Source organism: Bradyrhizobium sp. JR3.5, from assembly GCF_054057015.1.
In genome coordinates, this window is record NZ_JBSRYV010000001.1 from 42,081 (window position 1) to 55,421 (window position 13,341).

The 13,341-nt window shown below is 60.1% G+C and carries 12 protein-coding genes and 1 pseudogene; 11 read left to right on the forward strand and 2 right to left on the reverse strand.

Annotated elements, in window-relative coordinates:
* Positions 1-19: 19 nt before the first annotated feature.
* Entirely contained in the window at positions 20-2,770 is a 2,751-nt protein-coding gene (locus ACVWW1_RS00195) for a LuxR C-terminal-related transcriptional regulator (protein WP_456654396.1), read from the reverse strand.
* A gap of 218 nt (positions 2,771-2,988) precedes the next feature.
* Between ACVWW1_RS00195 and ACVWW1_RS00200 the strand changes: the two are divergent.
* From ACVWW1_RS00200 to ACVWW1_RS00245, 10 genes and pseudogenes are all read left to right on the forward strand, one after another.
* A pseudogene (locus ACVWW1_RS00200) lies at positions 2,989-3,627 on the forward strand (winged helix-turn-helix domain-containing protein); the annotation flags it as partial.
* A 358-nt stretch (positions 3,628-3,985) separates the two neighbouring features.
* Entirely contained in the window at positions 3,986-5,785 is a 1,800-nt protein-coding gene (locus tag ACVWW1_RS00205; protein WP_456654397.1) for an ATP-binding protein, read from the forward strand.
* A gap of 248 nt (positions 5,786-6,033) precedes the next feature.
* Complete coding sequence (locus ACVWW1_RS00210) at positions 6,034-6,258, forward strand: thiamine pyrophosphate-binding protein (protein WP_456654398.1); 225 nt, start codon at positions 6,034-6,036, stop codon at positions 6,256-6,258.
* Positions 6,259-6,282: 24 nt separating this feature from the next.
* A complete protein-coding gene (locus ACVWW1_RS00215; protein ID WP_456654399.1) occupies positions 6,283-7,635 on the forward strand; it encodes a thiamine pyrophosphate-dependent enzyme in 1,353 nt (450 codons plus the stop codon).
* 136 nt (positions 7,636-7,771) lie between these two features.
* Positions 7,772-8,260, forward strand: coding sequence for a hypothetical protein (locus ACVWW1_RS00220; protein ID WP_456654400.1), 489 nt, complete (start codon positions 7,772-7,774; stop codon positions 8,258-8,260).
* Positions 8,261-8,456: 196 nt separating this feature from the next.
* Positions 8,457-9,611: an OpgC domain-containing protein gene (locus ACVWW1_RS00225; protein WP_456654401.1), complete on the forward strand. Its 1,155-nt coding sequence runs from the start codon at positions 8,457-8,459 to the stop codon at positions 9,609-9,611.
* A gap of 373 nt (positions 9,612-9,984) precedes the next feature.
* Positions 9,985-10,428 (forward strand): tautomerase family protein, encoded by a 444-nt coding sequence (locus tag ACVWW1_RS00230; RefSeq protein WP_456654402.1) that lies wholly within the window; start codon positions 9,985-9,987, stop codon positions 10,426-10,428.
* Positions 10,429-10,469: 41 nt separating this feature from the next.
* On the forward strand, positions 10,470-10,883 hold the full coding sequence (locus tag ACVWW1_RS00235) for a tautomerase family protein (protein ID WP_456654403.1): 414 nt from the start codon (positions 10,470-10,472) through the stop codon (positions 10,881-10,883).
* 82 nt (positions 10,884-10,965) lie between these two features.
* Positions 10,966-11,355: a tautomerase family protein gene (locus ACVWW1_RS00240; protein ID WP_456654404.1), complete on the forward strand. Its 390-nt coding sequence runs from the start codon at positions 10,966-10,968 to the stop codon at positions 11,353-11,355.
* Between the two features lie 272 nt (positions 11,356-11,627).
* On the forward strand, positions 11,628-12,284 hold the full coding sequence (locus ACVWW1_RS00245; protein WP_456654405.1) for an SDR family NAD(P)-dependent oxidoreductase: 657 nt from the start codon (positions 11,628-11,630) through the stop codon (positions 12,282-12,284).
* Between the two features lie 315 nt (positions 12,285-12,599).
* Here ACVWW1_RS00245 and ACVWW1_RS00250 read toward each other — a convergent pair whose 3' ends face one another.
* A complete protein-coding gene (locus ACVWW1_RS00250) occupies positions 12,600-12,851 on the reverse strand; it encodes a helix-turn-helix domain-containing protein (protein WP_456654406.1) in 252 nt (83 codons plus the stop codon).
* A 165-nt stretch (positions 12,852-13,016) separates the two neighbouring features.
* Here ACVWW1_RS00250 and ACVWW1_RS00255 point away from each other — a divergent pair, with 165 nt between their 5' ends.
* Entirely contained in the window at positions 13,017-13,289 is a 273-nt protein-coding gene (locus tag ACVWW1_RS00255; RefSeq protein ID WP_456654407.1) for a DUF2285 domain-containing protein, read from the forward strand.
* The last annotated feature ends 52 nt before the right edge of the window (positions 13,290-13,341 follow it).

Consider the following 13,341-nt stretch of genomic DNA (forward strand, 5'->3'; position numbering starts at 1 on the left):
TATGCGTCCAGGCTCAGCGTCACTGCGTTGTGACAAGACCCAGGGTCTGCGCGCGTGATACCGCTTGCGCGCGCCTCTCCACACCCAGCTTGGTGAAGACGCTCTTGAGGTGCGACTTCACGGTCTCAGGACCGATGTAAAGGCTCCGGGCGATTTCCTTGTTGGACAATCCTCCCGCAATCAGCGTGAGGATGTCGGTCTCGCGGGGACTCAATGCCTGCAGGGCCTGGACTCTGAAGGGCGGCGCAAGGCTATCTTGCCGGGCCCTTTGGAAATCGGCCACGAGTCGATCAACATAAGACGTCAAGTGCGCGCCAATGCTGCCGCTCTGCTGGGCCATCTGGACGAGCTCGGAAGTGAGCGAACCCTCGTCCAAAATGATCTGATAGAGACCCCCGCTGGCGCATGCGGCAAGGATACGGCGAAATCGACTTGTTGCTTCCGCGGCCTTGCCAAGGCGTAGCTGAAGGGCCGAGATTCGAATCTCGACCCGGATCAGGAAGTAGCGATGGTCGGCCGCTTCGGTTTCACGCTGAAGTTCCCGCAGGATAGACATCGCCTCCTCGGGGCGCTCCTGTTGTCCCAGCAAATGAGCTTGGGCCAGTTTGTGGTCCCATTGAATTTCCGACCATGCACAAAGTCGCGGCGCAGGGTACTTTCTCGCAAGCCGCTCCAGCCGATCGACGCACGCGGCGCCTTCATCGATGCGGCGTTCGTTGAGGTAAAGCCGCGCTTGTTCTGCTGTTGAAGCTGCCGTCAGCCTTCCCCAATCACGTGAGATGCCGTGGCATTCAGCTCGTTCCAGCAGCGTTTGGGCACGATCGAGGTTCATCCGGGCAGCGGCTACCCTGGCCATCACGAAATAGGCGCTGCGAACGCAGTCGAGCATTGTCCCGGAGTTGATCAGCGATGCGCGATCGATCACCAGGGCTTCTGCTTCGTCCAGCTGGCCCTGCTCGTACAGGATTCGTGCAATCAGACTGGTAGGCAAAGCCGCTGCCACCGAGTGCGGGCCGACGTACTGCTCCGCAATGCGCAGCCCCTCACGGTAATGACCCTCCGCCGCGGCGAGTCGCAGCTGCCGGAGCTCTGCGATACCTTGAAGGCAGCGCCGATATACCGACGCGAATACGTTTCTCCGGTCTTCCTCCGGCGAATAGGGCATCCAGGGCGTCGCATAGAACTGCTTGAGGTCACCAGCTTGCAGGTGGCCGAAGCGAACGACGTTTGAGGCAACATTCGCGGTCCAGGGATCGGACGAGCGATTCACACAATCCTGTGCCAGAGGCAGCGCCCGCTCGCTGTCATCCTTCAGCGCGATAGCAACAGAGCGGATCGCCTGGCATGCGCACAGCAAGTCGCTCTCCGGCAGCTGAGTGGCAGCGATATCGGTCTCTATTTCAGTTGCAAGCTGTAGGGCCTCATCAAAACGAAGCGCGAGCGCCAATCCCCAGGCGATTGCCAACCTGACCTCGGGCTGACCTCGCATCAGTTCGTCGGGAAATTGGCGCTGCCATTCGAGCAAGGTGAAGAGATCGCCTTTCTTTATCAGGGCCATGGCGCAATTTTTGATCCAGCCGATCGCACGGTCAGAAGCGCCGGCTGCAATCGCGTGCTGTACCGCCTCGGTCCATAATTCGTGGGAGGCATACCAAAGCGCGGCACGTCCGTGCAGCTCTGGAATTTCAATGCCGCGGTCGGCCTCCAGCCTCTGTCTCAAATATTCGGCGAGCAGCGCGTGATAGCGAAACCACACCCCGTCATTATCAAGCGGCGTGAGCAGCATTTGGCGCCCGGCAAGCGATGCCAGGATTGCTCGGCTCGCGCTCGAACCGGTTACGGCCTCGCATAGTGGACCGGAGAGCCGATCGAGAATGGCGGTTCGCAGCATGAAGTCGACCATTTCGACCGGAAGCGTGTTCAGCATCTCCGACAAGTAGGCCGCAATTGGACGCTGCGAACCTGAGAGGCTCTGTACGTACTCCTTGAATGACAATCCGAACTGTGAGGGCATCGACGCAACAATTCGCAGGGCGGCGGGCCACCCTTCGGTCTTGCGTTGCAGGAGTTGGACGTCGGAGAGTTCCAGAACGCCAGGCTTGGCGTGGTCGAGAAACGCTTGGGTCTCCTGCATATCGAATCGCAGGGCTATGGAATCAATTTCGATCAGCTGATTCTGGGCTCGCAGGGTCGCGAGCGGCAGGGGAGGTTCGGTGCGTGTCGTAAGCACCACATGACAATGAGACGGCGCGTGCTTCAGAAAATACGCGACCGTCTGATGGATGCGCGAAGCGCTGAGCCAGTGATAATCTTCGAGGAACAGATATACATCATCCTCGATCTCGGCCAGATCGTTGATCAGGCTCGACAGGATCGCTGTCGGGTCGATCAGGTTGTTCTCGAGGACCAGCCCTAATGCGCCGGCGCCAACGTCCGGACAGGCCTGGTGCAGGGCCTGCGATACGTAACACAGAAACCGCGTGGCCTCGTCATCGTCTGAATCGATGGTCAGCCACGCAACGCAGTTGCCACCTTGCTCGAGCTGCTCGGCGCAAGCGGCCGCCAGCGAGCTCTTGCCGAAGCCCGCCGGCGCCTTGATGACGGCAAGTCGCTTGGCGGGGAGTTCGGACAAGATCGCGACGAGCCGGGGACGCGCTACCAGCCCGCCGAATCGTGCCGGCAAAACCTTGGTTGCGAGGAATGGCAGCTGTCCCCTGGCAGGCAAGCCAGCCCTCCCGGTAGCAAGATTGCTCGATCGCGGCTGGATCAAGGGCTCCCCCTTATCGCCGTGGGGGCTCCCCCCATTCGGGGGATACCCCCGATGACTAAAGTGTACGATTTCTGTTAGCGAGAGGGAAGCGCCGGGCATCATGGGGACAAAGCTTACCGGAGAGGCGAAGCAAGCTCATGTCTAGCAGGACCGCACGCTTGGGTTTTGCACGTATAGTTGAACACCCGGACAAGCAAACCAAGTCCAGGTCAAGAACCATGGTTGACGATGAAGCTCAGGGAAATCTGCAGTTTGGCCCCTTTGAGCTTTCGAGCAGGGAAAGGGTGCTTCGGCGCGAGGGTGAGGTGCTGCCCCTTGGCAGCAGGGCCCTTGACATTCTGATCTACCTGGCCGGGCGTCCGGGGGAAGTGATCGCAAAGCAGGAACTGATCGATCACGTCTGGCCGGACGTGAACGTCGAGGAGGGAAGCATCCGGGTCCACGTCGCCGCGATCCGCAAGGCGCTCGGTGACGGCCAATTTGGCACCCGATACATCGCAAACGTCAAGGGACGGGGCTACTCGTTCGTCGGTAACGTTGCCTCTCACGCCGATGGGGCGGAAAGCGGGAACGCCAGGTTCCGGCAACAACGCAGGCTCCCCTTGCGGCCGATCACGATGATCGGGCGCGCAATAGCCGTCAGTGAGGTCAGCGACAAGCTGCGGGAAGCAAGGTTCGTAACACTGCTCGGCCCAGGCGGCATCGGCAAAACGACCATTGCGCTGGCTGTCGGCCGCGCGGTTGCCGAGGAGTTTGACGGCAAGGTGCATTTTATCGACCTGGAAAGCCTGACCGATCCGCGGCATGTAGCGGGGGCCGTCGCGACATCGCTGGGACTTACACTCAAATCGAAAGATCCCGGTCTGGAGCTGGTCGACCTCGTTGGTTCGCAGAAGCTTCTGATCATTCTCGACAGCTGTGAGCACGTGATCGAGGCGGTCGCACTGGTTGCCGAGCAACTGTACCAGGGAACAGAGCATATCCATCTCCTGACCACGAGCCGCGAATTGCTCAAGGTCGAAGGCGAGCACTGCTGCCGGGTTCTTCCCCTCGATGTTCCACCTGATGGCTCCGAGCAGACCGCACATAGCGTGCTTCGGTATCCGGCCGTGCAATTGTTCGTACGGCGGGTGTCGGCGGGGGAGGGCGGGAGGCGTCGTTCTCTCCGACGAGGAAGCGCCGTTCGTCGCCGAAATTTGCCGAAAGCTGGATGGCATGCCGCTGGCGATCGAGTTGGCGGCGGGCCAGGTCGCCGTACTCGGCATCAAGAACACGGTAGCCCGCCTGGTGTCCCGGCTGGAATTGTTGAAGCTCAGTCATCGAACGGCAGTTCCCAGGCACCGGACGCTCAAGGCGGCACTGGATTGGAGCTACGATCTGCTGTCCGACGCCGAGAGGATTGTTCTTCGACGCATCGCTCCCTTCGTCGGTCAATTCACCCTCGAAGGCGCGAGATACGTCGCCGGTGAATTCGACATCGGCGCCGGAGAAATTTTCGACGCCCTTGCCGGCCTGGTCGAGAAGTCATTGATTGCAACCCGGATCGACGAAACGCAGGCGCAATATCGGTTGCTGGACACGACGCGGGCATACGCGCTTGGAAAGCTGGAGGAACATGGCGAGTTCGACCCGATCTTCCTGCGGCACGTGGAATACGTCACCCAACAGCTCGAATCGCAAAAAGAGGTGCTGTCGGCCTTGCCACGGGCTGAAAGGGTTGCAGCCTATTCCCAGCAACTCAGCAATATCAGGTCGGCACTGGAATGGAGCTTTGGATCGCACGGCAACGACGAGATCGCGACCGAACTTGCGGTCGCTTCAACGCAGCCATTTATGGAGCTGTCGCTATTGAGCGAATGGCAGGGCTGGGCAGAACAGGCGATAGCCCGGCTGGAAGGTCAGCATGGAAACTCCAGCCACGAGAGGGAGGATTCCGCTTCGCTGCCCCTAGTGATGCAGCAGGACCTCGCGCGCGAGTTAAGGCTTCTGAGCGGACTGTTCCTGCATTCGAGCTGGACCACCGACATTCACCGCGCGCTCGATATCGCCGCGCGAAGCCAAAAGGTGGCTTTGAAAATCCGAGATCCCGACGACATGGCGTTCGCTGAAACGATGTTGGGCGCCGCAAATCATCTGGCGGGAAATCATCTTGCTGCACAGAGGCATTTCGAAGCGAGCCTGCGCCACTCGGCATCGGGCTCGGGCTCGCGCGCTGGACACTACTTGTTTCATCACACCACCCTCTCGCTTGCCGGCATGGCGCGCTCGCTGTTGTACAGGGGGGTGCTCGACCAATCGTTGGACTACGCAAAGCTCGCGATAGAGGAGGGAGAAAAATCCGGCTATCCGGCGACATTGTGCCGAGCCCTCATCCTCGTTCTCCCTCTCTATCTGGCGGCGGAGGATTGGCCGAAGGCAGAGCAGTACATCGCGCAACTGAGCGACCTCTCCGCAGCTCACGCCCTCAAGCCGCTCCAAGCCATCGCAACCGGGATGCGAGGTCGCTGGCTTCTGCTTCAAGGTAACGTTCGCGACGGCGTTCCGTTGCTGAAGAAGGCGTCGGAAGAGCTCGAGGCCCAACGTCATGAAATGCTCAATATGGATTTTGTCAGCGATCTCGGTGCGGGTCTTGCTGCTTCTGGCCTTCACGAAGAGGCATTGACGCTGGTGGCGAATGCTCTTGACCTCCAGCAACGTGGAGGAAAATTTCTGTTCGTGCCGGCGTTGATGAGAGTGAAAGGCGTCGTCCTAGCATCCAGGTCGCAGGAGGACTATCCCGAAGCAGAAGCAAGCTTTCTTTCGGCCATCGACTGGGCGAAACGGCAGTCCGCCGCCTTGTTCGAATTGAAGGCGGCGACGGACCTTGCGGAGCTGTTGCTGAAGCAGCATCGCGTGCCGGAAGCCCGCAAGCACCTAGGCGCTGCCGTTGATCGAATGCCAGGCGAGATATTGTCTCCCGATCACACGCGCGCTGTGCAGGTTCTCAACCAACTCCGAACCGGCTTCTCTGGCTGAAGCAGACACCGCGCTGCCAGCGCAGGTGGGTCCAAGTCCTCGCATTCCGATACAAGCCTCGGGCGCGCGATTGGGTGCACGTTGTGACCAAGGATCACAACAGGGCTTGATGTAATGGGCAGGCTGGTCGCGGATATCATTGTCGAAACCCTGCGGAGTGCAGGCGTCAAGCACTGTTACGGCGTGGTGGGCGATACGCTCAACCTGATCGCCCGCTCGCTCGAAAAAGCGAAATCGAGTGGGTGTCGATGCGACACGAAGAGGCCGGCGCGTTTGCTGCGCAGGCGGAGGCGCAGGTCGCGGATCGCCTGACGGCAGTTGCCGGGAGTTGCGGCCCCGGTAGCCTGCATTTCATCAACGGCATATTCGAGGCCAATCGCAACCGGGCGCCCGTCATCCTGATCGCAAGCCGGATCATTCGCGATGAATTGGGTTTCGATTTCATCCAGGAGGTCGACTTCAAGCAGGTTTAGCGGGACTGCAGCGTCTTCTGCGACATGATCCACACGCCGGAACAGGCGCGACGCAAGACCGTGATTGCCTGCCAGACGGCGCTTGCGAAACGCGGTGTTGCCGTTCTGATCGTGCCAGCGGATGTCTCCGCTTCCGTCGTGGACGACCGCATCCCTTACGCGGTGCATGTCGCCACGCCGGTCACTCGGCCAAACGACGCCGATCTCGCCGAGATCGCGGAAATTCTCAACAAGAGCGAAAACGTCGTGCTGTACGGCGGATCGGGCTGCCAGGGCGCGCATCAGGAGATTCTTGCCGTTGCCGACAAACTGAAGGCGCCGATCGCGCACACGTCGCGGGCGAAGGATTTCCTCGAGCATGACAATCCCTACAACATCGGAATGACGGGGATGCTCGGCAACGAGGCTGGCTACCATGCCCTGCTGGACTGCGACGCGTTGTTGATGCTGGGCGCGGATTTTGCCTGGCGGCAATTCTACCCCGACAAAGCCAAGATCGTGCAGGTCGATATTGATCCGACTCATCTCGGACGCCGCCACCCGGTCACGAAGGGCGTCGTCGGCGACGTGAAGGCGACCATCGCGGCGTTGCTGCCGTTGCTGGTCGAGCGTGCCGACGCCTCGTTCCGAACGGCATACGTCAAGCGCTACGCGCACTATCGGGAGCAGCAATTGGCCAAAGTCGCTGCCGGCCACGATGGCAGCATTCCCGGGAGCTATCTGTCACAGGTGATCAACCGCCACGCGGCCAAGGATGCGTTATTCACGGCCGACGATGGTACCCCGGCCGCCTGGGCCTATCGCCATATCGACGCGAACGGTCAGCGCCGCACGTTCGCGAGCCTGCTTCACGGCACGATGGCCAATGGCATGCCGTCAGCCATTGGACTCCAGAAGGCGGAACCCGGTCGACAAGTCGTGTGCATGGCGGGCGACGGTGGAATTTCCATGCTGTTCGGAGACCTGATGACGGTCGTCGCACAGGAGTTGCCGATCAAGATTGCCGTCTACGACAACGGCAAGCTTGGCTTTGTGGAGATCGAGCAGAAGGCCGAGGGCATGCTCGATACCTTCACGAAGTTGAAGAACCCGAATTTTGCAGGGGTTGCACGCGCGCTGGGTCTCTGGGGCGAAACAGTCTCGAACGCGGACCAAGCTCGAGACCACGGTCAAGGACTGGCTGGCGCAACCGGGGCCTGCGCTTCTGCACGTGCACGTCAACCCGATGCAGCTCGTGATGCCGCCGTTCATGCAGGTAGAGCCGGCGATCGGAATGGCGCTCTATTCGACGCGTGCGATTCTGCATGGCCGGGGAGGCGACGTCTGGGAGATGGTGAAGGAGAATGTTCTCTAGTCGAGGCGTCGTCGTCCCGCTGAAGGCGTGACGCGGCGGTGCGGCACCCCCCATTCGATTGCCGCGCGGCATGAGTGTGGTCAAGCGTCGCTGCCCTGGGGCTGACCGCGATTGCTCAACTCGCGGGAGCTATCGTCTGTGCCCATAGCCAGATATTTTATGGTTGTCGGAAGCGCGCTTCTGGTTCTGCTGCTGGTAGCCGGCTGGTCCTTGCCGGAGCCTCCTGCGAGCTTCTCTGATCGGCTGGAGATCATCGAAAGGGCGGTTATCCGGATCAGATCCGAGCGCAAATGGCCGGAAAAGGTCGTCCTGGATACCAACCAGCCGATATTCTCGTCATCGTCCATTGAGGCGGCGAAGCCCCAGGAATCGGTCGAGCATCTGCCTGGTGAAATAATGGATCAGGCCAGCGTCGAGTCCTTGGCTAAATCGACGGCCAAGTCAAAGCCTGATGTTCAGCCGATCGTCGCATATCATCCGCCGGTGCGGGCCAGACATAAGAAGGCGAGGGCGGTTCTATCGTTTCATGTGGCAAGAGTCCGTAGTCCCAATGAGCTAGCGGGATTGGGCGAGGCGTGCTGTTGGTTTGAGGCGCTGGATGGGCGAACAACGTCGCGAGCTGAATCACGCAAGCGCGGCGCGCCGTGACCGATGGATAGGTCGCCCGATTCCGCGGCCAAAGTAGCGATCATACGAGCTGAATGAAAAGCCCGGTCCGGCTTGCGCATAATTGTACAATACGTGCGGTCGTCGGCCAGCCAAGCTCGGAGCGACCACGTCGGGGTGCCGCGCAGGCAAGCAGTCGGCGGAAGAGATCGCGCGTTACAGCTTCGGTGCAAGGACGATGAAGATTCTCGCTACGCTCCCGGTGAAAGGCCGAGATCTCCGACTTGATCTTTTCCGCGGTGTGGCAAATTGGGGAATCTTCCTGGACCATATCCCCAACAACATCGTGAACTGGGTGACGACGCGGAACTACGGGTTCAGCGACGCGGCGGATCTCTTCATATTCATTTCCGGCTACACGGTCGCCTTTGTCTTTGCGCGGATGATGTTGGAACGGGGGTTCATCATCGGCGCGTCGAGGCTGCTGAAGCGTGTCTGGCAGATCTATGTCGCCCACGTCTTCCTCTTCGTGCTCTACCTCGCCGAAATCGGATATCTCGCGCAGAAGTATGGCAACGCCGCTTTCACCGATGAATTCAACATCCGCGGTTTTCTGGCAAATCCGGCGCAGTTCCTGTTCGAAGGGCTGATCCTTCGCTTCAAGCCGGTGAACATGGACGTGCTGCCACTCTATATCGTGCTGATGGGTGTTTTCCCGCCGATCCTGTGGCTGATGCTGCGCCGGCCCAACATGACCCTGGCCGCTTCGGCGCTGCTCTATGTAATGGCCAGGCACTTCGGTTGGAACGTTCCGGCCTATCCAACGGGCGTCTGGTATTTCAATCCGTTCGCATGGCAATTTCTGTTCACGTTCGGGGCCTGGTTTGCGCTTGGTGGATCGGCGCAGGCGATGCCATTCATTCGATCGCGAACCGAGTTGGTGCTCGGCATTGCTTATCTTCTGTTCGCACTGGTGATGACGATGGCGGCCCGGTTTGACGAACTGCGGGCACTGATCCCGCCGGAGATCTACGGCACCTTCAATCCGAACGATAAGACCAACCTCGCGCCCTATCGCCTGCTGCACTTTGTCGTGTTCGCATTCTTCGTCGTTCGCCTGCTGCCACGCGATTGGCCGGGGCTGGAATGGCGGATCTTTCGGCCCGCCATCAAATGCGGCCAGCAGTCGCTCGAAGTGTTTTGCGCCGGGATATTCCTGTCGTTTGCCGCACATTTCGTGCTGGTCGAGGTTTCCGGCGCCATCTGGATGCAGATCGCAGTCAGTATTACCGGCATCTTGATGATGACCGCACTGGCGTACTACCGGTCCTGGTCGAAGAACGCCGACAAGGCACCGGCGAAGATCAAGCCGGTCGTCACAGCGACAGGCTGAGAGACGCCCGGCGCTATCAAAGCCATTTCGCCCTGATCTCGCTGGGTGACTCAAGAATCGATGGAGCTTGGGCCGAGCGACGAGCAATGTGCGCATCCGATGGTCGCCGTCTTGCGTGACACGTCTCCAGTGCAGGACGGCCTATCTGAAGGATAAGTCCACCCTTTATTGCCTATGTGCAGCGCCGACGACCTGATCGTGCGTGAAGTCTGAAGTGCGGACGGGTGAAAGGAGAACCGCCGACCACGGTCGTCGCGCCGGCGATCGGAAACGCGATCTTCGCCGCCACTGGCATCCGTCTGCGACGCCTCCCGATCAGACCGGGTGATCTGCTTGCCGCAGCCCGCATCTAGCTCACACAAAGGAGATACCCATGCCGACGTATGTGTGCGCCGTTCCGCCGAAACTCCTGAACGACGACCAGAAGGACCGGATCGCGATCGCGATCGGTCGCCGCCACAGCGAAGCGACGGGCGCTCCGTCCTATTTCGCTCAGGTCGTCATTGAGGAAAACACGTCGACCAGGCGCTACCTCGGCGGCAAGCCGTCCGACGGCCACATCTGGATCCGCGGCGACGTCCGGGCTGGCCGGTCCGAGGACGTGCGTCGAGCGCTCATCGTCAGCATCGCCCAGGACGTCGGCGCCATCGCGAAGATTCCGCAGGAGTCGATCTGGGTCTACCTCTGCAACCTCGAGCCTTCGGACATGGTCGAGTACGGATACGTCCTGCCGCTGCCCGGCAAGGAGCAGGAATGGTTCGAAGGCCTTCCTGCGCCGCTGCAGTCCTACCTGAAGAGACTTGGCGCGAAGACCTAGACCTCTGCCACCTCCCAACCTCAAGCCTGCAGGATTTCGAAATGCCTTATCTGCAGTTGGACACCCCATTCACCCATTCGGCCGATCAGAAGCGGCGCCTCGCCAAGCGGATGGGCGAGATCTACGCCGACGTGATGAGCGCGAACATCAATCGGATCAGCATCGCCATCCGCGGGCTGGGAGAAGGCGGCCTGTGGCGATGCGGGCCCGGCGAGCCCCGGCCGGCGGCGCTGCTGATGTGCGACATCCGGCAGGGTCGCGAGAAGGAGGTCCGCGCGGAGCTCGCCCGCCAGTTGGTGGCGGCATGCATCGAGATCTGCGGGCTCGATGAGACGACAATCAACGTCGAGTTTACTCAGCACGCGGGCGATGAGATGTACCACACGATGTACGGAGGCCTGAGCGACGACTGGCAGGCGGGAAAGACGGACACGCTGAACGGTCACGCTTCGTAGCGGGCGCTCTCGAAGGTCATCATTCTCGCCGACAGCGACGCTGCACTGGAAATCTTTCAACCGCCGAACAAGGAGTTTGAAAATGCCTCTCGCAAGAATAGACGTGGACGCTTCGACTTCCCAGGAAGTGCGCCGGAAGCTCAGCGACATAGTCTACGACGCGATGACGAGCATCGCGAAGGTCCCCGTCCACGACAAGTTTATGATCGTCTCGACGCATACGCCGGGCAACTTGGTTTACCCGAAGGAAGGCTACCTCGGCATCGACTACACTCCCGGGATCGTATTTATCCAGATCACGTGGAATGCTGGTCGGACCACCGACGTGAAGAAGGCCTTCTATCGCAAGATCGCTGACGACATCCACGAGAAGACGGGCATCCGCAAGCAGGACGTCTTCATCAGCCTGGTGGATGTGTCTCCGGAAAACTGGTCGTTCGGCAACGGCGAGATGCAGTACGCCCCTAAATGACGGAGTGACAAAGGCTCCTTCCGACTGTCGCGCGGCCGCCGAAAACTTCGAACCCCGCACGCCTGCCGACTTGGCCGCCTCGACGAGAGGATACGAGATGTCATCGACTACAGCAAAATCCGATAGCGTAGCCCTCATCACCGGCGCGTCTTCGGGAATGGGCAAAGATATCGCCTTGAGACTTATTTCCAAGGGCTACGCAGTATACGGCGCGGCACGTCGCGTCGAACGGATGAAAGACATCGGAAGCCGTCGGCGGCACGGCGCTGTCGGTGGATGTAGCCGACGCCGCTTCGGTGGTCGCCGCCATCGATCGCATCATCGCCGAGCGAGGAAGGATCGATGTCCTGATCAACAACGCTGGCTATGGTCAGTTTGGGGCGTTGGAGGACGTCCCGATCGAAGTTGGCCGTCGCCAAATGGAAGTCAATCTGATCGGGGCGGCCCACGTGACTCAACTTGTCCTGCCCCACATGCGCGCGCGGAAGTTCGGGAGGATTATCAATATCTCCTCGACCGGCGGAAAAGTCGCTTCTCCGCTCGGCGGTTGGTATCACGCCTCCAAGTTCGCGCTCGAAGGATATTCCGACTCGCTGCGGAACGAGGTGCGCCCATTCGGGGTCGACGTCATAGTCATCGAGCCGGGCGGCATAGAGACCGAATGGGGCGGTATCGCCGAAGACGAAGCAGAACGCTATTCAGGTAAAGGACCGTACGCTGACCTGGTGGTCAAGATGCGAAGGGCGATGAGTGGACTAGGCAAGATGCCGTCCCCGCGCGTTATCAGCGACCTGATCGTGCGAGCCCTCGAGACTGAGCGCCCGCGGACACGCTACCAGGCCGGCAGACCCGCCGGTCCGATTCTCTTTATGCGGCGCTGGTTGTCGGATCGGGCTATGGATCGGCTCATCATGTTGGCGCTGCGCTAATTGCCGAGTGCTTCTAGGGGATCGAATCGCGCCGCGGCCCTCCGCCGTGTTGTCAGAGCCGACGAGGCGTCATGTGCTGACCAGTTAAGTGCACCGTCGATTTCCGTCATATCTGCTGTTGGACCCCTCCAGTGACCTCAGGAGACGTCCGCTTTCCCGCCGCTGTTGGGGGGTGAGCGGACATCAGGCGGTCAGCCGCTCAATGGAGTACACAGCCTAACTCGCTTGTCGCGCTTCGAGCGGCAAAACTGCTTTTGTGTCCGTCGCAAACCGCCCTAGAGCTGTTCCGAAGCGACATAGTGTGGGTTGCGACAATCACCGCCGTTTGCCTAGTTTTGGTCGCTCGTCTCGTGCCTCATCATCTGGCACGACTAGATCGACGTGACTAACGCCCAATGTGCTGGCGAGTTCAAATAGAGTGACGACAGTTGGATTGCGACGGCCACGCTCTAGGTCACTGATATACTGTTGGGTGAATCCGGACACTTCGGCGAATTTCTCCTGCGTGAACCGCTTCTGCTTCCGCAGTCTTGCGAAATTCCGACCGACCAACTTGCGCATGTCCATCGGCGCAAATTGCGGCTTTACATACTATGAGGTTTATCTCCTATAGTATGTATTTCGACCCAGCCCTTCTGGTCGGCTCGTCTGCAATGAGGCTAAAATGAGACCTGCGCACGATCTCGGCCAACCCTGGGAGGTTAGAATCATTCGCTGCTTGTTGGGATGCTTATGACGAAACCGCCGCTAGATCCTGACGTCGCGGACGTTGCGCCGAACGAGCCGGCGCTGACAGCCTATGACGAACAGCACGTCGTCACGTACATTCGCCTTCTGCAGGCAGAGGGCGAGGGGGCGGACTGGCGCGAAGTGGCTCGAGTGGTCTTGCATATGGACCCAGAGCGAGAACCGGACCGTGCGCGGAGCGCATATCAGAGTCATCTTGCGCGCGCTAAATGGGTGACCGAGCAGGGGCGTCTCTTACGCGGTGCCGGCTCTACATAGAAGAAAATCACCGACTTGCGCCTTACAATCAGAATTCTTTTCTTCCGCAAGC

Excerpts from the sequence above, each read along its gene's own strand:
- ACVWW1_RS00215 (WP_456654399.1), top strand. The coding sequence starts at position 6,283 with ATGATCCACACGCCGGAACAGGCGCGACGCAAGACCGTGATTGCCTGC.
- ACVWW1_RS00240 (WP_456654404.1), top strand. The coding sequence starts at position 10,966 with ATGCCTCTCGCAAGAATAGACGTGGACGCTTCGACTTCCCAGGAAGTG.
- ACVWW1_RS00255 (WP_456654407.1), top strand. The coding sequence starts at position 13,017 with ATGACGAAACCGCCGCTAGATCCTGACGTCGCGGACGTTGCGCCGAAC.
- ACVWW1_RS00230 (WP_456654402.1), top strand. The coding sequence starts at position 9,985 with ATGCCGACGTATGTGTGCGCCGTTCCGCCGAAACTCCTGAACGACGAC.
- ACVWW1_RS00235 (WP_456654403.1), top strand. The coding sequence starts at position 10,470 with ATGCCTTATCTGCAGTTGGACACCCCATTCACCCATTCGGCCGATCAG.
- ACVWW1_RS00210 (WP_456654398.1), top strand. The coding sequence starts at position 6,034 with ATGCGACACGAAGAGGCCGGCGCGTTTGCTGCGCAGGCGGAGGCGCAG.
- ACVWW1_RS00225 (WP_456654401.1), top strand. The coding sequence starts at position 8,457 with ATGAAGATTCTCGCTACGCTCCCGGTGAAAGGCCGAGATCTCCGACTT.
- ACVWW1_RS00250 (WP_456654406.1), bottom strand. The coding sequence starts at position 12,851 with ATGGACATGCGCAAGTTGGTCGGTCGGAATTTCGCAAGACTGCGGAAG.
- ACVWW1_RS00220 (WP_456654400.1), top strand. The coding sequence starts at position 7,772 with ATGGTTGTCGGAAGCGCGCTTCTGGTTCTGCTGCTGGTAGCCGGCTGG.
- ACVWW1_RS00205 (WP_456654397.1), top strand. The coding sequence starts at position 3,986 with ATGCCGCTGGCGATCGAGTTGGCGGCGGGCCAGGTCGCCGTACTCGGC.